Source organism: Kribbella sp. NPDC050820 (genome assembly GCF_040653975.1).
Taxonomy (GTDB): domain Bacteria; phylum Actinomycetota; class Actinomycetes; order Propionibacteriales; family Kribbellaceae; genus Kribbella.
Map to the genome: position 1 here is coordinate 241,206 of NZ_JBFAHB010000002.1, position 20,814 is coordinate 262,019.

General features: G+C 69.7%; 15 protein-coding genes. 9 read left to right on the plus strand and 6 right to left on the minus strand.

The features are described 5' to 3' along the window. Window positions 1–35: 35 nt before the first annotated feature. From AB0H36_RS03450 to AB0H36_RS03470, 5 genes are read left to right on the plus strand one after another with little or no spacing between them, the layout of a single operon-like run. Window positions 36–1,529: an extracellular solute-binding protein gene (locus AB0H36_RS03450; RefSeq protein ID WP_360515758.1), complete on the plus strand. Its 1,494-nt coding sequence runs from the start codon at window positions 36–38 to the stop codon at window positions 1,527–1,529. Then, the gene (locus AB0H36_RS03455; RefSeq protein WP_360515761.1) at window positions 1,526–2,485 is read left to right on the plus strand and encodes a sugar ABC transporter permease; all 960 of its coding nucleotides are present in this window, start codon (window positions 1,526–1,528) and stop codon (window positions 2,483–2,485) included. The genes AB0H36_RS03450 and AB0H36_RS03455 overlap by 4 nt, the downstream gene beginning before the upstream one ends. Beyond that, complete coding sequence (locus tag AB0H36_RS03460; protein ID WP_360515764.1) at window positions 2,482–3,309, plus strand: carbohydrate ABC transporter permease; 828 nt, start codon at window positions 2,482–2,484, stop codon at window positions 3,307–3,309. The genes AB0H36_RS03455 and AB0H36_RS03460 overlap by 4 nt, the downstream gene beginning before the upstream one ends. Then, window positions 3,306–5,099: a glycoside hydrolase family 2 TIM barrel-domain containing protein gene (locus AB0H36_RS03465; protein ID WP_360515767.1), complete on the plus strand. Its 1,794-nt coding sequence runs from the start codon at window positions 3,306–3,308 to the stop codon at window positions 5,097–5,099. Before AB0H36_RS03460 ends, AB0H36_RS03465 begins: the two co-directional genes overlap by 4 nt. 10 nt (window positions 5,100–5,109) lie before the next feature. After that, a complete protein-coding gene (locus tag AB0H36_RS03470) occupies window positions 5,110–6,549 on the plus strand; it encodes a sulfatase-like hydrolase/transferase (RefSeq protein ID WP_360515770.1) in 1,440 nt (479 codons plus the stop codon). On the opposite strand, the gene AB0H36_RS03475 is transcribed toward AB0H36_RS03470, so the two are convergent. The 3 genes from AB0H36_RS03475 to AB0H36_RS03485 are packed head-to-tail and all read right to left on the minus strand — an operon-like array spanning window position 6,546 to window position 10,560. Further along, window positions 6,546–7,526 (minus strand): HAD family hydrolase, encoded by a 981-nt coding sequence (locus AB0H36_RS03475; protein WP_360515773.1) that lies wholly within the window; start codon window positions 7,524–7,526, stop codon window positions 6,546–6,548. The genes AB0H36_RS03470 and AB0H36_RS03475 overlap by 4 nt on opposite strands. After that, window positions 7,523–9,199 carry a SulP family inorganic anion transporter gene (locus AB0H36_RS03480; protein ID WP_360515776.1) on the minus strand — a complete coding sequence of 559 codons (1,677 nt, stop codon included), beginning with the start codon at window positions 9,197–9,199 and terminating at the stop codon, window positions 7,523–7,525. The genes AB0H36_RS03475 and AB0H36_RS03480 overlap by 4 nt, the downstream gene beginning before the upstream one ends. Continuing rightward, on the minus strand, window positions 9,196–10,560 hold the full coding sequence (locus AB0H36_RS03485; protein ID WP_360515779.1) for a chloride channel protein: 1,365 nt from the start codon (window positions 10,558–10,560) through the stop codon (window positions 9,196–9,198). Before AB0H36_RS03485 ends, AB0H36_RS03480 begins: the two co-directional genes overlap by 4 nt. A 184-nt stretch (window positions 10,561–10,744) precedes the next feature. Here AB0H36_RS03485 and AB0H36_RS03490 point away from each other — a divergent pair, with 184 nt between their 5' ends. Both AB0H36_RS03490 and AB0H36_RS03495 read left to right on the plus strand, forming a co-directional pair. Continuing rightward, the gene (locus AB0H36_RS03490; RefSeq protein WP_360515782.1) at window positions 10,745–11,776 is read left to right on the plus strand and encodes an LLM class flavin-dependent oxidoreductase; all 1,032 of its coding nucleotides are present in this window, start codon (window positions 10,745–10,747) and stop codon (window positions 11,774–11,776) included. 4 nt (window positions 11,777–11,780) lie between these two features. Further along, window positions 11,781–12,458, plus strand: a complete 678-nt coding sequence (locus tag AB0H36_RS03495; protein ID WP_360515785.1) for an NADPH-dependent F420 reductase — start codon at window positions 11,781–11,783, stop codon at window positions 12,456–12,458. A gap of 226 nt (window positions 12,459–12,684) precedes the next feature. On the opposite strand, the gene AB0H36_RS03500 is transcribed toward AB0H36_RS03495, so the two are convergent. Together AB0H36_RS03500 and AB0H36_RS03505 are read right to left on the minus strand one after the other, a co-directional pair. Next, a complete protein-coding gene (locus AB0H36_RS03500; RefSeq protein ID WP_360515788.1) occupies window positions 12,685–15,090 on the minus strand; it encodes a LuxR C-terminal-related transcriptional regulator in 2,406 nt (801 codons plus the stop codon). Between the two features lie 14 nt (window positions 15,091–15,104). After that, window positions 15,105–15,773, minus strand: coding sequence for a VOC family protein (locus tag AB0H36_RS03505; protein ID WP_360515791.1), 669 nt, complete (start codon window positions 15,771–15,773; stop codon window positions 15,105–15,107). Window positions 15,774–15,884: 111 nt separating this feature from the next. Here AB0H36_RS03505 and AB0H36_RS03510 point away from each other — a divergent pair, with 111 nt between their 5' ends. Next, window positions 15,885–16,085, plus strand: coding sequence for a hypothetical protein (locus tag AB0H36_RS03510; protein ID WP_360515794.1), 201 nt, complete (start codon window positions 15,885–15,887; stop codon window positions 16,083–16,085). Between the two features lie 859 nt (window positions 16,086–16,944). On the opposite strand, the gene AB0H36_RS03515 is transcribed toward AB0H36_RS03510, so the two are convergent. Then, window positions 16,945–18,432 (minus strand): DUF222 domain-containing protein, encoded by a 1,488-nt coding sequence (locus AB0H36_RS03515; protein ID WP_360515797.1) that lies wholly within the window; start codon window positions 18,430–18,432, stop codon window positions 16,945–16,947. Between the two features lie 401 nt (window positions 18,433–18,833). On the opposite strand from AB0H36_RS03515, the gene AB0H36_RS03520 reads away from it, so the two are divergent. Beyond that, window positions 18,834–20,750: an acyl-CoA dehydrogenase family protein gene (locus AB0H36_RS03520; protein ID WP_360515800.1), complete on the plus strand. Its 1,917-nt coding sequence runs from the start codon at window positions 18,834–18,836 to the stop codon at window positions 20,748–20,750. The last annotated feature ends 64 nt before the right edge of the window (window positions 20,751–20,814 follow it).

Below are 20,814 nucleotides of genomic sequence, written 5' to 3' on the forward strand. Positions count from 1 at the left end.
TATGTTAGCGCTACCAAGAGCCCAAGGGAGTCGGCATGACAGACCAGAGAATCTCCCGCCGCCGGTTGCTCGGCCTGTCGGGCGCACTCGGAGCCTCCGCGCTCCTTCCCGCCTGCACCGGCGGTGGGCAGTCGAGTGAGGCCTCGCAGGCCGCGACTGCCGCAGCCTCCGGACCGGTCTCCGGCGCGGTCACCTGGTGGGACCAGTACCGGCCGCTGACGAAGCTGTTCACCGAGGACGTCTTCGCCGGCTACATGAAGCAGCACACCGCCGTGAAGGTGACCCGGCGGGAGATGCCCGCCCCCGATCTCGCCCAGGCCCTGCAGATCGGGCGACGCAGCAAGCAACTTCCGGACGTGCACTCGATCGCCGGACTGGAAGCCGCCCCGGCCGCGCTGGTGAGCGAGGGCTGGTTCAGTCCGATCGGCGACCTCGTCGACGTCGAGAACAGCCCGGTCGGCCCCTACCTGTACGACGGCATCCACCGCTTCGACGGGAAGGTCTACACGTTCCCGGTCTTCACCGGCCGCTGGCACGACGCGATCCCGTGGACGAACACCGCGCTGCTGAAGTCGGCCGGCGTCGACCCCGCGACGTCACCCGCCACCTGGGACGAGTTCCGGGCGACCGCGCGCACCTTGACCGAGAAGACGCCTGACGACGTCTTCGGACTCGTTGTGCCGGGCAAGGAAGCGCCGTACCTGGACGCCCTGGTGAACCGGTTGGCGATGACCGCCGGGGGATCGGGTGGCGTCGACTGGAAGACCGGTGAGTACGCCTACGGGTCCCAGCCGTACCTGGATGCCTTCGAGTACCTGGTGTCCCTGAAGACGGACAAGGTGGTTCACCCCGCCTCGCCCTCGATGGGACCGCGGGACGCGCGGGCCAGGTGGGCGGCGGGCCAGGCAGTCGTCTACATGTGGGGCCCGTGGTTCATCGGCGGGCTGAACGTCGAGGAGCCCGAGGCGGTCCAGCGAGGTGTCGGCGTTTGGCATGTGCCGACGCCGGAGACGACGCGCAACCTCGTCTACAGCTCGCCGGCCTCGGGACCGTTCTGGGTCTCCAGCGCGTCGAAGAACCCCAAGACCGCGGCGGACCTGATGCTCCGGCTGGCCACCGAGGAGGTGCAGTCCAAGCTCGCTTCGACGATGGACGTGCCGCCGGTGCTGCTGGACCGGGTCAAGGGGTCGAAGGCGCATCCGACGTACCAGCAGAACGTCGCGTTCATGGAGCAGGACGTCCGGATCGCGCCGGTCCCCGAGGTCGGCACCCCGGGCGTGGCGAAGGTGCTGGCGACCATGCGCGACATCCACCCGAACGTCGGCGAGATCGCGCAGTCCGTGCTCAGCGGGTCCGACGTCGACTACAAGAGTGCCTTGAGCAACTACGCCGGCAAGGTGACCGCCGAGCGGGAGCGGGCCCTGAAGGCGGCGAGCAAGGGCGGCGCCGAGGTGGACGTGAACGCCTGGGTGTTCGCCAACTGGGACCCGAAGCAGGACTACACACAGAAGTCGTACGACGGCCGATGACGACCCTGCTCGATCGGAAGACCGCCCCGCCGCGCGATGTCCCGGCGCGCGGCGGGCGGGCCGCGCGGCGGCGCCGTACCTGGTGGATGTATCTGTTCCTGTTGCCGACCGTGCTCGGCTACGGCGCCTACACCGTGTACCCGCTGGTCGCCTCGTGGTGGTACGCCCTGCTCGACTGGCCCGGGTTCGCCGAGACCGGCACCTTCATCGGGCTGGAGAACTTCCGGCGGCTGTTCGAGGACGACCTGTTCTGGAACGCCTTCGGCAACTCGCTGGTCTTCCTCGTCGTCGCGGTTCCGCTGCGCGTGGGGCTGGCGCTGGCGCTCGCGCTGGTGCTCAACTCCCGGCGGACGCCGTTCCGCGGCTTCTTCCGCACGCTGTTCTTCCTGCCGGTGGTGACGACCGGCGCGATCGTCGGGATCGTGTTCACGCTGCTGCTCGACGCGAGCGGGCCGATCAGCCTCGCCATGGTGAAGTCCGGCCTGCTCGACAACCCGGCCAACTTCGCCGCCAACGCCGGCACCTCCCTGTACGCCGGCATCGCCGTCTGGGTGTGGAAGTGGCTGGGCATCACGCTGATCTACTGGCTGGCGGCGCTGCAGACGATCCCGCAGGACATCCACGAGGCGGCGCTGGTCGACGGGGCCGGCGCGTGGCGGGAGTTCCGGCACGTGACCCTGCCGTTGATGGTGCCGTTCCTGGTCATCATCACGCTCATCGACACCGTTGCCGCACTCAACGTCTTCGACCTGATGCAGACGCTGACCGCGGGCGGCCCGTCCTTCTCCTCCGAGGTGATCGAGATCTACATCTTCCGGACCGCGTTCCAGGCGACCGTGCCCGAGCTCGGCTACGCGTCCGCGGCCGCGGTGCTCTTCGGTGTGCTGACGATCGCACTGGCCATCGGGCAAGCGGTGGGCGTGCGGTGGGCCCGGCGGCGGATGGGGACGTCGTGACGAGCAAGCGACGCAGCTGGCTGACCGGTGTCGGCCTCGCTGTGGTGGCCGTGGTGTGGATCTACCCGTTCGTGTGGCTGGTCTCGGCCTCGCTCAAGTCGTCCAGCGAGGTGTTCGGCAAAGGACTCGATCTGGTCCCCAGCGAGGTGCGGTGGGAGAACTACGCCCGCGCATGGACCGACGTCGGGTTCGCGTCGTACATGATCAACACCGTCCTCATCACGCTCGGTACGGTGTTCCTGGTGATCGTGCGCAGTGCGCTCGCCGGGTACGTGCTGGGGCGTCACGACTTCGCGGGGAAGAAGGTGCTGATCGGGGTCTTCCTGCTGACGTTCTTCATCCCCGAGGGGTACACGATCATCCCGATCACCCAGCTGACCGACCAGCTGCACCTGCTCAACACCCACGTCGGCGTCATCCTCGGCCTGGGCGCCGGCGGGCACGTCGCGGCCACGCTGCTGTACGCCGGGTACTTCCGCAAGCTCCCGAAGGAGCTCGAGGAGTGCGCCGAGCTGGACGGCGCCGGACCGATCACGATCTTCTTCCGGGTGATGCTCCCACTCGCCTGGCCGATCACCGCGACCGTCTTCATCCTGACCTTCCTGTTCGCCTGGAACGTCTACCTGCTCCCGCTGGTGTTCACGTTGAGCGATCCGGACCTGCGCACCCTCGCGGTCGGCATGACCGTCTTCGTCGGCGAGCAAAGCACCGACTGGTCGGGCCTCGCCGCGGCCGCGGTCATCTCGCTGATTCCGGCGATCGCCGTCTTCGCCGTCCTCCAGCGCCGCTTCGTCGACAGCATCGCCGGCGCGGTGAAGCAGTGAGCGAGGAGTACCCGCGTCCGCTGCTGAAGCGTGACCACTGGCAGGACCTCTGTGGGCCGTGGGACTTCGCGACCGGCGACGGATCGCCGTACATGCGAACCATCCAGGTCCCTTATCCGCCGGAGAGCACGCTGTCCGGGATCGACGACCAGTCCCCACATCCGGTGGTGCGGTACCGCCGGACGGTGCGCCTCGACCGACAACCGTTGCCGGGCGAACGCGTCCTGCTGCACGCCGGCGCCGTGGACTACCGAGCGGACGTGTGGGTCAACGACGTCCACGTCGGCGGTCACGAGGGTGGGCACACCCCGTTCACTCTCGACGTCACTGCAGCACTGGCCGGCCACGACGATCACGTGATCGTGGTCCGCGCCGAGGATCCACTCGACGACGGCACCCAGCCGCGTGGCAAGCAGGACTGGCGCGAGCGCCCGCACGGGGTGTGGTACCACCGCACCACCGGCATCTGGCAGCCCATCTGGCTGGAGATCGTTCCCGCACTGCACGTACGCCGCCTGCACTGGACGCCCGACGTGGTCTGCGGGTCGGTCACCGCCGAGGTGGAACTGTCGCACCCACCGGCACCTGGTGCCCGCGTGCGCATTGTGCTGTCCCACCAAGACCGGGTTCTCGCCGACCAGACCGCGCTCGCGCAGGGACAACGCCAGCGCTGGGATGTCGCGATAGAGGCGGCCCGGCACCAGCTCGACCAGCGTCTGCTGCTGTGGAGTCCGGATCAGCCGACGCTGCTCGACGCCCGGGTCGAGGTCATCGAGGGAGACCGGGTCGTCGACAGCGTCACGTCGTACGTCGGCCTGCGCAGCGTCGGCGTGCGGGACGGGCGGTTCCTGCTGAACGGGCAGCCGATGTTCCTGCGGCTGGTGCTCGCGCAGAACTACTGGCCCGAGTCCCGGCTGGCCGCTCCGAGCGCGGCCGCGCTGCGCCGCGAGGTGGAGTTGATCAAGGAGTTGGGGTTCGACGGCGTGCGCGTCCACCAGAAGGTCGAGGATCCACGGTTCCTCGCCTGCTGCGACCGGCTCGGGCTGGTGGTCTGGGACGAGATGCCGAGCGCGTACGAGTACGCGCCGCGTACGGTCGAGCGGCTGACCAAGGAGTGGCTCGAGGTGGTCGAGCGGGACCGGAGCCATCCGTGCGTGGTGACCTGGGTGCCGTTCAACGAGAGTTGGGGCGTTTGGCACGCGACCGAGTCGGCGCAGCAGCGACATGCGACGACCGCCCTCTACCACCTGACCCATGCGCTCGACGGCACCCGGCCGGTGATCTCGAACGACGGTTGGGAGCACACCGAGAGCGACATCTGGGGCTTGCACGACTACGCGCCCACAGCCGAATCGCTGCGAGCCCGCTACGCGGATCGGGCGGCGGTCGAGCGGGTGTTCGGTGACCGGCCGCCGGCGCGTCGTACGGCGTTGCTCGGCGACCCGGTCCGCCGGGGACAGCCGCTGATGCTCACCGAGATCGGCGGGCTGAGCCTGCGTCCGCCGGAGGGGGAGGAGTGGCACGGGTACGCCGCTGTGGATTCGGTCGCCGAGTTCACGAAGACGTTCCAGGACATGGTCGACGCGATGCTCGACAGCCCGGAGATCGCCGGGTTCTGCTGGACGCAGCTGACCGACACCGACCAGGAGACCAACGGACTGCTGACTGCCGGCCGGGAGCCGAAGCTGCCGGTCGAGGTGGTCCGGGCGATCCTCGGGCGGCCCGCCCGTTCCACCCCGGCCGAGGCGATCGACGCCGCCCGCCGGGAGGCCCGTCGTACCGCTCGATGAGAGGAGACCTGTGAACCGGCCGAACATCCTGGTGCTCTGCACCGACCAGCAGCGGTTCGACGCGTTGGGTGCCGCGGGCAACCCGCACATCCGCACCCCGCATCTCGACCGGCTCGCCGCCGAGGGGGCGAGGTTCACGAACTGCTACGTGCAGGCGCCGGTGTGCGGTCCGTCCAGGGCCAGCCTGATGACGAGCCGGTACCTGCACAACCACGGGCTCTGGGCGAACGGTGTCGACATCTCGCCGGCCGAGCGGGTGTTCACCCGAGACCTGGCCGACGCCGGGTACGACTGCGGCCTGGTCGGGAAGTTCCACCTCGGAGCCGCTGCCGGAGGCCGGGTGGAACCGCGGATCGACGACGGCTTCCGGGTCTTCCGGTGGGCGCACGATCCGTACCTGCCCTGCGACGAGAACCACTACCACGGCTGGCTCGACACCAACTTCCCCGGCCTGCTGGAGAAGACCCTTGCCGAAGGCAACGGGGCGTTCGACCGGCTGCCGACCGAGTCGCACTACAGCCACTGGATCGGCGACGAGACCATCGACTTCCTGCGCGCCGCCGGGCGTGCGGACACGCCGTTCTGCTTCGTCGCCAACTTCTTCGACCCGCACCACGGCTTCGGCGCGCCGGCAGAGTACCGCGAGCTCTACGACCCGGACAGCCTGCCCGCGCCGATCGGCGACGAGCAGGAGCTGGCCGGCAAACCGCCGATCTACACCGAGGCGTCGATCAAGTCGTACGCCGGCCACAGCCCCGGGTTCCGCGACTTCACCGCCGCCGAGATCCAGGAGATCAAGGCCCAGTACTACGCGATGGTCACGCTCGTCGACGACGAGGTCGGCCGGATCCTCGCCGCGCTCGACGACGAAGGCCTGTCCGGCAACACGCTGGTGGTCTTCACCAGCGACCACGGCGAGCTCCTCGGCGACCATCAGCTGCTGCTGAAGGGCCCGATGATGTTCGACTGCTCGGTCCGGGTCCCCTTGCTCGTGCGATGGCCAGGGCGGGTGGAGCCAGGACTGGTGCGCGACGAGCTGGTCGAGTGGATCGACCTCGCCCCAACGCTCCTGGCCGCAGCCGGTGTCGACGGGCTGCCAGGCGCGCAGGGCCGCTCGCTACTGCCGCTGGTCACCGCGCAGGAGCAGGACTGGGTACGGCGGGACTGGGTCCTGAGCGAGTACCGGAACAGCGGCTCGCCCTACGATCCGCCGGTCCACACGACAATGCTGCGCCACGACCGCCACAAGATCGTGGTCCACCACGGCGACCCTGCATCGAGCCGGCCCCGTGACGGCGAGCTGTACGACCTCGAGGCCGACCCTCTCGAACTGGTCAACCTGTGGCACGACCCTGCCTGCGCTGCCCTCCGCACGACCCTGCAGGAAATGCTCCTCGACGTGCTGGTCGCAACCGAGGACCGCTCCAGCCCCCGCGTCAGCAACTTCTAGCGGGAGGTCTCGGTTTCGTCGGCGAAGACCGTCGCCCAGTCGTTCTTGATGCTGACCACCGTCCAGTCCTGGCTGCGGGCCCGCTCGAGTGACGTCTCGGCTCCGGCGGTGTAGCTGAACTCGCGTTCCCCGTCGTCGTGCAGGACCAGCAGCCGAAGCCCGGGGCGCGCGGGCAGTCCGGCGTACTGAAGCATCGGGATGTCGCCGTTCGAGTTCCCGCCGGCGACGACCGGCCGCCGGCCGAGCCTGCTCCAGATGCGCACGGGCTTCATGGGGCCGTCGTCGAAGGTGTCCATCTCCGCCTGGTAGACGAGCGACCCTCCGGTGTCGTCGTCCTGGTACCGGAGCGCGGCCGAGCTGCCGATGACCCGCTCGGAAGGAATGCCGTAGATCTCCTCGGTGATCGGCCGCATGAAGTCGCGGTCGCCCCCGGAGGCGATGAAGGTGCTGAACCCGTTGGCCTCCAGGTAGCGCAACAGCTGGACCATCGGGAGGTAGGCGCAGTCTCGCAGCGGCCGGCCGAGGGTCGGGTGGCGCGTGGTCCGGAGGTAGCTGCCGGCCAGCTCGGCGTAGCTGTCGACACTCATCGCTGCGAACGCATGGAGGACGCCGCCGAGGAGCACCTTCACGTCGTGGTCGTCGCCGTGGTAGTGCTTGGTGATCGCGGCCCCGAGCCAGGCATAGTCCCGGTCGTGAGCGGCCTGCCACGGCTGCCGGTCCCGGAGGCTCGGGTCCTGTTCGGCCATCTCGGCGAGCCGCTGCAGGATGAAGCCGAGCTCGACCGGCATGGGCTTTTCGCACCAGAGCGTGCCGTCGTTGTCGAAGACGGCGATGCGCTCGGCCGGTGGAACGTAGTACGGCCCGTCCTCCTCGAGGGCGCGTTCAACGTAGTCCACCAACGCCTGCCGGGTCGCGTTGTCGTTCCAGGCCGACAGCAGGTCACTCGGCCGCAGCGTGCTGTCGTGATCGGTTGTCATCGCAGGACCTCCTCGCGGTAGGCGGCGAAGGCGGCGTCGAGGGTTGGGAAGATGGCGTCTTCGCCGATCGCGTCGAGCGTGCCGTACGTGCGCAGCGTCGACAGCAGTTGGGTGTCCGGCCGGACGAGAACGAAGCGGGCGCCGTGCGCCCGGGCGTAGTTGACCAGGTTGGACAGCGTCACCCCGGCCGAGTAGTCGATGTCGTCGATCGAGCCGCAGTCCAGCGCCACCCAGCGGACAGGGTCGGGCGCGGCGGAGATCACCGACTCGAGATGGTCGGCGAAGCGGTTGGCATTGGCGTAGAACAGGTCCGCGTCGTACCGGAAGACCACGAGCCCTGGCAGGCTCTGCGCGCCCGGCACCGCCGGCAGGTACGTCGGCTCGCCGGCCTGGTCCTGGCCGATGACGTAGTCGCCCGGCCGGTACTGCCGCCGGACGAGGTCGAGCAGCGACAGCACGACGGCCAGGATGATGCCCTGCTCGACGCCTATGGCGAAGACCGTCACGGTGGTGATCAGAGCCACGACGAACTCGTCCCGGCGTCGCCGCCACAGCCGCTGCAGGCCGGGCACGTCGATCAGGCTGACGCCGATGAGGAAGACGATCCCGGCGAGCACCGCCTTCGGCATGTCTGCGAGTAGCCCGGTGAAGAACAACGTGAACAGCAGCACGACTGCCGCCATCGTCAGGTTGGCGAGCTGGGTGCGCCCCTTCTGCTCGTCGAGGATCTGCGTCTTGGTCGGGCTGCCGTTCACCACGAACGCGCCGCTGAGGCCGGCGGCGATGCTGGCGCCGCTGAGCCCCACGATGTCGCGGTTGATGTCGACCGAGTCTCCGTGCTTGAACGCGAAGCTCCGGGAGGTGGCGGCACTCTGGGCGACGATGAGCACGAAGCACGACAAGGCGGTCGGCAGCACCTTGCCCACGTCCGACCAGGAGATGCCCGGGGGCAGGCCGATCGGTGGGAATCCGCCCTGGACGGCGCCCACCACGTCGACACCGTGTGCCTGCGCGTCGGCCAGGGCGGAGATCGCGGTCAGCAGCACGACCGCGACGATGGCGCCCGGGACGACCGGGAGGAAACGCTTGAAGAGCTGGATGATCACGATCGTGCTCAGCCCGAACGCGAACGTGCCGAGGCTGATCGAGGACAGCGAGCTGATCCAGTGCCACTGCTGCTCGAACCATCCGCCGTCGCCTTTGGGGATCCCCAGCAGGTCCGGGATCTGCCCGGACAGGACCTGGATGCCGACACCGGTGAGGAAGCCGATCAGCACCGACGCGCTCAGGAAGTCCCCGATGAAGCCCAGCCGCAGCAGTCGCGCCACGATCAGCAGCCCACCGCAGACCAGCGCGGTCAGGCCGGCCATGGCCAGCCAGTCGGGCGACCCGGGCGTGACTCCCGCGATGCCGAGACCGGTCAGCCCCGCGGCGAGGACCGCGGCGGTGGCCGAGTCTGCGCCCACGACCAGCAGCCGCGACGAGCCGAGCAGGGCGAAGACGAGGGTGGGGAAGATGACGGTGTAGAGCCCGGTCACGATCGGCGTGCCGGCGATGGAGGTGTAGCCCATCACCTCGGGGATCGCGACCGCCGACAGGGTCAGACCGGCGATGATGTCGCGCGCCAGCCAGGCTCGTTGGTAGCCGCGCAGCGGCTCGGGGACCAGGTTCATGTCGCCCCGTGCGACTTGGCTGCTGGGGCGGGGTCGTGGGCGGCCGGTTGCGGACCTGGCGTCGGCAGCATGTTGGTGACGACGAACGACACTGCTACGGCGACCACGACCTGCGGCGTCACCACCACACCGTCCGTACCGAGCAGCAAGGTGGCCAGCAGCGTCGAGGTCAGGGGCAGTCGCAGCATCGCGGCGCACATGGCTCCGATGCCCATGCCGATGGCCGGCGCGAGACTCATGCCGGGCAACTCGTTCGCGGCGATGCCCAGCACCGCGCCGATGAACATCGCGGGAAAGACCGGTCCGCCCCGGAACGCGCTCAGCGACAGCCCGTAGGCGAGCGTCTTGCAGGCTGCGAGCAGTATCAGTACGCCGAGCGAGTAGTCCGCGGCGTGTTCGACCAGCTCGGGCAGGGCGTCCTGGCCGGAGTACAGGACCTGGTTGAAGCTGTTGCCGGAGATCAGCTGGTAGGCCATCGCGGTCAGGCCGATGACCAGGCCGAGCCCCGCTGTGACCAGTAGTCGGGACGCATGCACGACTGGACGTAGCGACAGCCCGATCCAGCGGATCAGCCAGCCCAGCAGCGCCCCGGCAGCACCCATCGCCAGGGCCCAGGACATCGTCGCCACTGTCGGCTCCACCGCCGGCGGCACCGAGGGGAGGGCCAGCGAGAAGGTGCCGAGTCCCGTCCAGTTGTCCAGGCCGATGAAGACCAGAGCGCCGACGCCGGAGGCCAGCAGCCCGGGCAGCGCCACCAGGCTCAGCGTCGCACCCCCGATACCGGCGGCCTCCATGATCAGGAACGCGCCGAGGACGGGAGAGCCGAGCAGCGTGCTGATCGCCGCGAAGCTGCCGGCCGACGCCATGATCGTCAGCGCCATCGGGGGCGCGTCCTTCCGGATCAGATGCACGGTCAGCGCGGCGAGGCCACCACCGATGGCGATCAGGGGAGCTTCGGGCCCGAGGACCGCGCCGAGACTGAGCGTGGCCAAGGCGGCCAGGATGATGCCGGGGAGCTCGCGGTCAGGCGTCGGACCCCCGCCGGCCTTGAACCCGAAGGCCGGTGAGTGACCGCAGTTGCCGGGCAGGTACCGGATGGTCGCCCCGGTCAGCAGCCCACAGAGCACCAACCAGGGCACCGGCCACCACGCCGGGACACCCCCGGTGAAGATCGCCTGCGGAAGATCGTCGAACAAGGCCTCCTGGATCGCGCTGACCAGCGCCAGGAAGCCGTACGCGACAGCCGATATCGGAATACCGAGGATCGCGGCGAGCACCAACGCCATCAGGTACGGCTTCGAACGGATGACTGCGGCCGGGTCCCGCACCGCGGGCGCAGCAGCACGTTGCGAGTCGCTCATCGGACGCGGGCACTGATCGGCACGACTGTCTCCTCTCGGACGCCCCCACCATCATGGTCCGGGCCGCCCGCCCACATCGTCCGGGCCGGATGATCGACCGGCTGCACCCGGGAATGATCCCGGCGGAGTTCGTGTTGACATGTCAACCTAGACTAGTGCGGGTGACAGGACAGGAGATGGGTTCATGACGGACGTCGTGTTCGGCCTCGACACCTTCGGTGACATTCCGGAGGACGACGCCGGCGTGCCGGTGTCGGATGCGGCCGCGATCCGGCAGGTGGTCGAGGAGGCCGTGCTGGCCGACGAGCTCGGCGTGGACGCGATCGCGCTCGGCGAGCACCACCGCCCGGAGTACTCGATCTCCACACCGGAGACCGTGCTGGCCGGGATCGCGTCCCGGACCTCGCGGATCAAGCTCGGGTCGGGCGTGACCGTGCTCAGCTCGGACGACCCGGTGCGGGTGTACCAGCGGTTCGCGACCGTGGACGCGCTGTCGAACGGGCGCGCCGAGGTCATCCTGGGCCGCGGTTCGTTCACCGAGTCCTTCCCGTTGTTCGGCTACGACCTCAAGGACTACGACGTCCTGTTCGAGGAGAAGCTGCAGCTGTTCGTCGAGCTGCTCGACGAGAAGCCGGTGACCTGGAGCGGGACCACCCGGGCCGCCCTGGACAACGCGGACGTCTACCCCAAGACCGAGTCCGGCCGGCTGACCACGTGGGTCGGCGTCGGCGGGTCACCGCAGTCCGTCGTGCGTACGGCGTACTACGGTCTGCCGCTCATGCTGGCGATCATCGGGGGAGCTCCGGACCGCTTCGCGCCGTACCTGGACCTGTACCGGCGGGCTGCCGAGCAGTACGGCACGGTCGCGCACCCGGTCGGGATGCACTCGCCCGGCTTCATCGCCGACACCGACGAGGAGGCCAAGGAGCTGTTCTGGCCCCGGTACAAGGTGATGCGGGACCGGATCGGCGCGCTGCGCGGCTGGCCGCCGGTCAAGCGGCAGGAGTTCGACTACGAGGTCGCGCACGGCTCGATGTACGTCGGTTCGCCGCAGACCGTGGCCCGCCGGATCGCCGGCGCCATCCAGCGGCTCGGCGTCGGGCGCTTCGACCTGATCTACACCGCCGGCCAGCTGCCGGTCAGCGCACGGCTGAAGGCAGTCGAGCTGTACGGCGAGAAGGTCGTCCCACTGGTTCGCGACATCCTGGCCGGGTGACCCGATGCCGACCATTGCCATCCTCGGCGCCGGGAAGCTCGGCACCGTGCTCGCCCGGCTCGCGGTCGCGGCCGGGTACCGGGTGCTGATCGCCGGCTCCGGTGACGTCTCGAAGATCGCGCTGATCGTCGAGATCGTCACGCCCGGCGCGGTCGCCACCACCTCCGCCGAGGCGGTCGCGCAGGCCGATGTCGTCGTTCTGGCTCTGCCGCTGGGCAAGTACCGCACGATCCCGGCCGAAGCGTTGCGCGGCAAGCTCGTGATCGACGCGATGAACTACTGGTGGGAGATCGACGGGGTCCGTGACGACCTGACCGATCCGCGGACCTCGTCGAGCGAGACCGTGCAGGAGTTCCTGCCCGAGTCACGCGTGGTGAAGGCGTTCAACCACATGGGTTACCACGATCTCGAGGACGGCGCCCGGCCGGCCGGATCCGCGGACCGCAAGGCGATCGCGATCGCCGGGGAACCCGCCGACGCCGCTGCGGTGGCAGAGATCGTCGACGCGCTCGGCTTCGACCCGGTGCTGGCCGGACCGCTGGCCGAGGGCATGCGCCTCGAACCCGGCACCGAGCTGTTCGGTGCGAACGTCGACGCGGCCGAGGTCCGGGCGATGCTCGATCGGTTCCCGGGTACGGCGCGTGGTCGGCTGGTCGCCGAGGCCCGCACGGACGCCGCCTAGGTGCCCAGCACGGACCAGGATTTCCGTGCGCTGCACGGATGTGGGGCGGGCGGCGAGACCGGACGCTGAAGGCAAGAGTCCTTCAGGGAGATGGTCGAAATGATGATGTCGGGCGATATCGCCGCCGCCGTGGCCGCCGAGCGCCGTACCGCACTGCTGGCCGAGGCCGAACAACACCGCCGGGCGCGGGAAGCGCGCCCACCGCGCCGGAGGGTCGCCGCCGCGGTCATCCGGCAACTTGCACGAGTCGCAGTACCTGCAGCGCGCCCACGCGTGAGCCCTCGGAGTGCGCGGTGACGAACGCCGCCTCGCCGAGGGCGTCGAGCAGGGAGGTCCGCAGCTCTTCGTCGGGTGGCTCGTCGTGGAGCATCGGGCCACCGGCCGACTGCCGGGCGTCGGCCGCCGTACCGAGAACCATCGCCGCCTGCCGTGCGTGACCTTGGGCTGCGAGTACGGCGGCCAGCGCGTCGAGCGCCCGCACGAGGATGACCGACTGACCCGCCTGCGCGACCGCCTCGACACTGCCGGCCAACTGCTTCGCGGCCGTTGCGAGATCGTGTTGCTCGAAAGACCACTCGCCGAGCAGGAACAACGCCCGGCCGGCACATCGCCGGTCGCCTAGTCGGCGGAGGGTCGGGAGGCATCCGTCCATCAGCTCGGCCCCACCTTCGTGGTCACCGCGCAGCCACGCGAGCTGGCCGAACGCGACGCTTGCGTGCGCCCGGTCCTCGTCACTGTCGACAGTCTCCGCGAGCTGTCGGCTCTCGGTCAGCCACTCGTCCACCTCGCTGGTCGTGACGCCGGCGAACATCGCGCGCTGCGCCATCAGGTACAGCCCGTTCGCGGCGAAGCTCAGGTCACCGACCTCGCGGAACAGCGCCACGCTCCGGTGGCCCCAGCGCACCGTTTCGGACAGCTCGGTGTGAGCCTGTCCGATCCCCTGCATGACGAGGGCCTGCTCCCACGGATGATCGTCGTCCAGGAGTTCGAGTGCTTTCTCGAGGCTGGGCAGCATCAGCTCGGGCCGGACCCACATCGCGCCGAGACCCAGCTCGCGCGCGGCGACCGCCCGGGTCAGGTTGTCGAGTCCGGCGGCCAGCTGGACCGCCTGCTGGGCCAGGGCGAACGAGCCTTGCGCGTCCGCCGAGTGCTGCAGTGCGCTCGCGGCCGCGAGTCCGGCAACGGCCCTCGGCGTGGCGGGCGGATCGCCCAGCCCCTGTGCTTTGCGAATCCAGTTCTGAGCTTCGACGTGCTGTCCGGTGATGTCCCAGAAGCGTTGCAACGTCGCCACCCAGTGCCACGCGGTCTCGACGTCGTCGCAGGTCGCCATCGCGGTGCGCAGGTTGGCTTGCTCGGCCGTCAGGCGGTCGGCCCAGGCGCGCTGGTCGGTTGTCCGCAGCTTCGGCGCGGCCTGCTCGGCAAGGGAAAGGTAGTGGGATGCGTGCTTCGCTTTGGCATCGTCATCGGCTGCCAGGCGCTCGACGGCGTACGCACGAATGGTCTCGAGCAGCCGGTAGCGGCCACGGCCGACCGTCGACACGAGTGACTTGTCGACGAGCCGGGGGAGCAAGGTGATGGCATCCGCGCCGCACACCGCCCGGACGGCGTCGAAGTCGAAGTCGGCCGGGAACACCCCGAGCCGGTCGAACATCCGGCGCTCGTCTTCGTCCAGGAGTTGGTAGCTCCAGTCGATCGCACCACGCAGGGTCTGCTGACGCGCCGGGGCGGTCCGGGCACCTGCGGAGAGAAGCTCGAACCGTTCGTCCACATGAATCAGCAGCTCGGCCGGCTCGAAACTGCGGATCCGCGACGCCGCCAACTCGATCGCCAACGGCAGCCCGTCGAGCCGACGGCAGAGCGCCGCGACTGCAGGCGCAGTGTCAGCGGTGAGCGTGAAGCCCGGGGCGGCCGCGGCCGCGCGATCCACGAACAGCCGTACGGCGGCGTACGTCCCGGCCTCGGCATCCGCCGGCGGGACGGGCAACGTCGGCACCTGATAGCTGACTTCGCCCGGTACGCCGAGCGGCTCGCGACTCGTGGCGAGCACCCGCAGACCGCTCCCCGCGGCGAGCAGGTCATCGACCAGCCCCGCAGTCTCCGCGATCACGTGCTCGCAGTTGTCCACCACCAGCAGGCCTTGCATGTCTCCGACGACGTCACGCAGCACCCAACCCGGCTGCGGTACGACGCCCAGCGCGCGAGCCAACGTGTCGCCGACGAGGTCCGCGCCGACCGGAGCCAGGTCGGCGAACCGCGCGTGGTCGGCGACCAGCAAAGCCAGCCTGGTCTTGCCAACCCCGCCGGGCCCGGTCAGCGTGACCAGGCGATGTGCGTCGAGCAGTTGCCGGAGTTCACCGGCCTCGTGGTCCCGGCCGACCAGGCTGGTCAGTGGTGTCGGAAGGGGAGAGCCTGGGTCTCGCCGTACCTGGTTCCCCAGCTCGACCAGTGCGGCGCGGCCGGTGACGCCGAGCTTGCGCATGAGGGCCGCAATGTGGCTCTCGACGGTCCGCACCGAGACGTGCAGGTGCTCGGCGATCTCGCGGTTGCGAAGCCGATCGGCGATCGCCGAAAGAACCTCCGCCTCCCGCTCGGTGACGCCGTACCGGCCCAGCCCACCCTGCAGGCCCCCCATTCCTGCATTGTGACCTACGCGGCTGGGACGAACCTCAGTTGGTTGCCGTCCGGGTCCTGCACGTCTCCGCCTGGCTCAGTCACTTCGAGGCCGAGGTGGCTGACCGGAGTGCCGGCGGTCGGCAGCAGCTTCACGGCGTCGGCGCCGAGCCGGAAGTAGACCGCTCCGTCCGGCTGATTGGGCGTCCAGCGCTCCATGCCGAGGTGGTCGCCGTAGAACTCGATCGCCGCGTCGAGATCGGGTGCGGACAGGGCGACGTACGACAACCGCCGTACCGGACCGGAGGTGATCGGCGGCACCCGGAACTCCTCCGAACGCTGGAGAAGCTCGATGCGGACGCCGTTCGGGTCGGAGAGGAACGCGAGCCGGCCCTGCCCGCTGCCTGCGACTCGCGGCGCGGACAACTCGCCGTGCCCGGCGTCGATCAGCCGCGCGTAGTCGCTGTCCAGGTCGTCGGTCATGAAGCCGACGTGGTTCAGCCCGTACGTCGCGCCTGGGTCGTCGTCCCGGTTGTGCAGGAGCTCCACCAGGCCGGTCGCGATCTGGATGTGCACCCGGTCGACGTTCGCGCTCGCCATGAACAGCCGGTCCACCACCTCCGCCCCGACCGTCTCGCCGTAGAACGCCAGACTCGCGTCCAGGTTCCGGATCCGCCCACCGACATGGTTCAGCTCGTAGATCACCCGCCGATCATGGCAAACGCTTGCCGGGAGCTGTCAAGGATTGGCCGGGGGTACTGGGAGAGTGTTCGTCCAGCAGCGGGCGGTTCAACGACCGGCATCCCGGAGGCGACCGTGATCACGGTTGGCGGCGTAGACACCTATTACGACTACAACGAACAGTGCTGGAAGTACCGCCGCCTGGGCGGCGGCCCGATTCGTCCACAGCCCACCTCAGCCGGTACCAAGCACCGTCCGGAGGACGCTCACGGCGCCGAGCAGCAAGCCAGCGGCTCCGATGAGGTCAGCGACCGCAAGCGCAGAAACCACCGCTGAACCCGCGGCCGCGACTGGTGCCAGAACGCTCGCCACAACCGCACGTGATTCCTGAGACGAGGTGGCCGCTCGCGTTGACGTCGTGCTCCTACGCCCATGAGCCAGGACGAAGGCCGTTGCCATGACGAGCAGCCCCACGGCGGCAGCACGCCGAGTCCCGGCCAATGGTGGTGCGGCGAGCCCTGGCCTGCGTCACGGTGGGGAGTGGCCGGCGTCGTGGTGGGCGTGGTCGGGGTGGTGGTCGGGTTGGGGTGGTCGTGTGGTGGCGTTGGCCGGGGTGGCCGTGTGGCCGTGTGGTGGCGTTGACCGGGGTGGGGGTGGCCCGGGGCGTGGTGCGGCGAGGGCGGGTGAGGTGTCGATGCGGCGAGCGGCGATACGGCCGACGCACGTGGACGGCGCCCACGGAACGGAGGCGAACGAGGTCCCGACGCGAGAGCACCCGAGAGTTTCGACGCGAGAGCACCCGAGGAACCGGCGGCGCGGACGTGCTGGCCCGGAGGTGCTGCAGGTAAAGCGTCGCCGGAGCTCAGCCCGCTGACGTCGCCCCGCGTTGGCGACGATCGCGAGGCCGCCCGGATAGGCCGGAGGCGGGGATCGCGGCAGCATCCAGGACGATGTGCAGCAGATCCCGGCGCGGCGCTCCTGTCGATAGGTGGCCGTCAGCCAACGTCGACGGCCCGGGGGCGGCGAGCGCGCAGTACCCGGCGATCGGTACGGCGCGAGCAGCCAGGCAGCGCTGTGGTATGCCGGGCGACCCCCGCCGCACTGGAGCAAGCCCCGCGACGATTGCCCGGCGACATTCCTGGACCGCCCGTGCCCAAGATCGCGTGACTGCTTGGGCCCAGGATTGCGAACCTGCTCAGCTCAGGATCGCGAAGGTGGCGGCCTCGTTGCGTGCCTGTTCGTCCGCGACCCAGCGACTTGGCCGTGAGGATGGATCGCCGGTCGCGGGTTCGGGGCGCGGCGGGTCGGGATCGGTAGGTGCTGGTGGGCGCGATCGCTCGCCGGGTGGCTGGTGGGTTGGGCGCGGTGGTGGCGGGTCTGCCCAGGTTGGGCGGATGACGTGGACGGTGCCGTTGGTGATGGTGATGTGCCAGTGGCCGTCGTGGAGGTCGCGGTGGTCGCGGCGGCAGAGCAGGGCGAGATTGTTGATGGCGGTGGGGCCGCCGTCGATCCAGCTCCGCACATGGTGGGCGTCGCACTGGATCGGTGGGGCGCCACAGACGACGCAGCCTCGATCGCGGGCGTTGAGGGCGCGGCGCATCGCTCGGGTGACAAGGCGTTCGGCGCGGCCGACGTCGAGTGGTTCGGAGTTCGAGCCAAGCACCAGCGGGATGATCTTCGCGTCGCAGGCGAGGCGGCGGATCGCGGTCGCGGACAGGTCGTCGCCGTACACGAGTTTGCCGGTCGCGTCGGCGGTGGCGGCCTTCAGGTCGGCCAGGTCGATGGTGACGGTGATGTTCGCCTTGGCCCCGAACCCGGGCACCAAGCCGTCGGCCGGGCGGGTCGTGGTGTGGGGCGTGCGGCCCGTGTCGGTGGCTGCGGCGGCGGTCGTCAGGGCACTGGTGAGGGCGTCGGCCTGGCGCTTGTCACGGGGGCGCGGATCTGCTTGGCCGTCGAGGGTCTTGTGTGGCCGCGCACCGGCGTGGATCAGTGCGCGGAACAGTTCGGCGTTCTCGTTGGCCAGGTAGCCGCGGAACGTGACGCCGTGGTCGGCGGTGCTCAGGGTGAGGGATTCACGGGCGTAGGCCTTGCGTTCGTCGGGTTCTGGGCCGTCGGTGTCCAGGAGATCGCGGATCTGCTGGGCTGCGTGGCGAAGCTCGGCCGGGGACAGGTGGCGGGCGAGGTTGACCAGTTGCTGCTCGGCGACCTCGAGGTCCTCGGAGGGCACGGTCGACGGGACGCGCTCGAGGGCCGACACGATCGCCTCGGCCTGCGCCGGCCGCAGCAGCCACCGGCCCTCACCGCCGCCACACTCAGACCCACCCACGCCATCGGCAGCTCCGTCGGCGGTGGGGCTCGTTGCCTCGGTGGCCTGCTCGGCGGAACCGGAGTACTGGACGGTCGGGTCGGGGAGCGCCGCGGCTACGTCTTGGTATTTCGGGAGAGCGAGTGCGAGTCGTAGGTCACGGCGGGCGTCGGTGCTGTTGATGCGGTATCGGAAGGCGAGCAGTCGGGCCGTGTCGTGGGCGCCGAGTTCCTCGGCGTAGCCGACGTTCTCCAGGCCGGCGATGAGCTGGAGGCGGTAGGTCTGGAGCCGGGCCAGCTCGGCGTCGAGCGTGTCGAGAGTCGACAGCATCTCGCTGCCACTCATCGACCACACCGGCCGCTCGCCCAGATCTTCCATGCATCAACCCTAGACACTCCCACCGACAGTATTCAAACCGGAATCCCCTTGTTTTCAAGGGATTCCGGCGATGTCCGGTTGTCCACAAGCTGCCGTCCCTGTGGACAACCGGAGGTCTCCTCGCGGGCGAAGACCACGATGGCAGCGATATGGTTGCCGGGTGCAACGTTCGTCAGGTCGCAGCTGCAGGTGGAGCGAGCCCGACCGAGGTCCAGGGTGCCCGGCGCCGGACAGGTCCAGGTAGTCCCAGGCGCTGTCGTCGCCGGTCGGCGCGAATGACGCGACCGGCGAGGCGCTGAGATCTCGATCTGCGGCAAGACGTCGGCCCAAGGGTTCCGGTTTGGCTACTTCCGGGTAAGACTGGTGGGTAGTGTGCGCGCCCCAGCCAGGAGGGATGTGGCATGACCACCCACGTCAGTGAGCGCGAGGCCCGGAAGGTCGCGGAGGCTGCCCGCGAGACCGAGTGGACCCGGCCGAGTTTCGCGAAGAAGTTGTACCTCGGCGACTTCGACCTGTCGCTCGTCCACCCGCACCCACGGCCCGCCGCGGACGACGTCACCCGGGGCGAGGAATTCCTCGGCAAGCTCCGCGCCTACTGCGAGACCCTCGACGGCCTGCTGATCGAACGCGAGGCCAAGGTCCCCGACGAGTACCTGCAGGGGTTCGCCGAGCTCGGCGTGTTCGGCATCAAGATCCCGGCCGAGTACGGCGGCCTCGGCCTGTCGGCGTCGTACTACGGCGAGGCCCTGATGCTGGTCGCGTCCGTGCATCCCAGCCTCGGCGCACTGGTCTCCGCGCACCAGTCGATCGGTGTGCCCGAGCCGGTGAAGATGTTCGGCACCGACGAGCAGAAGCAACGGTTCCTGCCGCGGTGCGCGGCCGGAGCGGTGACGGCGTTCCTGCTCACCGAGCCCGACGTCGGCTCGGACCCGGCGCGGCTGGGCTCGACCGCGACGCTGACCGAGGACGGCGACGCCTATGTGCTGGACGGCGTGAAGCTCTGGACCACGAACGGCGTGATCGCCGAGCTCGTCGTGGTGATGGCGCGCGTGCCGGCGCACGACGGTGGCAAGGGCGGGATCAGCGCGTTCGTGGTCGAGACCGACTCACCGGGGATCACGGTCGAGAACCGCAACGCGTTCATGGGACTGCGCGGGATCGAGAACGGCGTCACCCGCTTCCACCAGGTCCGGGTGCCGGTGGAGAACCGGCTGGGCCGCGAAGGCGCCGGCCTGAAGATCGCCCTCACCACGCTGAACACCGGCCGGCTGTCGATCCCGGCGACCTGTACGGCGGCCGGCAAGTGGTGCCTGAAGATCGCCCGGGAGTGGTCGGCCGAGCGTGTGCAGTGGGGCCGGCCGATCGGCGAGCACGCTGCCGTGGCGGAGAAGATCTCGTTCATCGCCGCGACCACGTTCGCGCTCGAGGCGGTGCTCGACCTGTCGGCGCAGCTGGCCGACGCGGGCAGCAAGGACATCCGGATCGAGGCCGCGCTGGCGAAGCTGTGGTCCAGTGAGATGGCGTGGAAGATCGCCGACGAGCTGGTGCAGATTCGTGGCGGGCGCGGGTACGAGAGCGCTGACTCGCTGGCTGCCCGGGGCGAACGCGCCGTACCGGCGGAGCAGATCCTGCGTGACCTGCGGATCAACCGGATCTTCGAGGGTTCGACCGAGATCATGCACCTGCTGATCGCCCGGGAGGCGGTCGACGCGCACCTGGCCGCGGCCGGCGACCTTGCGTCGGCCGATGCCGATCTGCAGGCCAAGGCGCGCGCTGCGGCGAGTGCGAGCCGGTTCTACGCGAAGTGGCTGCCGCAGCTGGCGGTCGGGAAGGGCGCCGTTCCCACGTCCTACGCGGAGTTCGGTCCGCTCGCCAAGCACTTGCGGTTCGTCGAACGATCGTCGCGGAAGCTTGCGCGGCAGACGTTCTACGGGATGGGGCGGTGGCAGGCGAAGCTCGAGTACCACCAGGGGTTCCTGGCCAGGATCGTGGACATCGGCGCCGAGCTGTTCGCGATGGCCGCGTCCTGCTCGCGGGCCGAGATGCTCCGCACGGACGACCCGTCCCGCGGCGAGGCGGCGTACGAGCTGGCCGAAGCGTTCTGCGAGCAGGCCCGCCTCCGCGTCGACCACCTCTTCGACCAGCTGTGGAGCAACACCGACAGCGCCGACCGCCGCCTGGCCCAACGCGTCCTCGCCGGCGCCCACACCTGGCTCGAAGAAGGCATCCTCGACCAGTCCGAAGGCACCGGCCCCTGGATCGCCCAATGGCAAGCAGGCGAGTCCAAAGCCAACAACACCGCCCGCCGCTACCGCTGACGCACTTCTCTCCGCGCAGCGCCGGGTGCAGGGCGCTGCGCGGATAATCGGTGGCAGGGGTGGT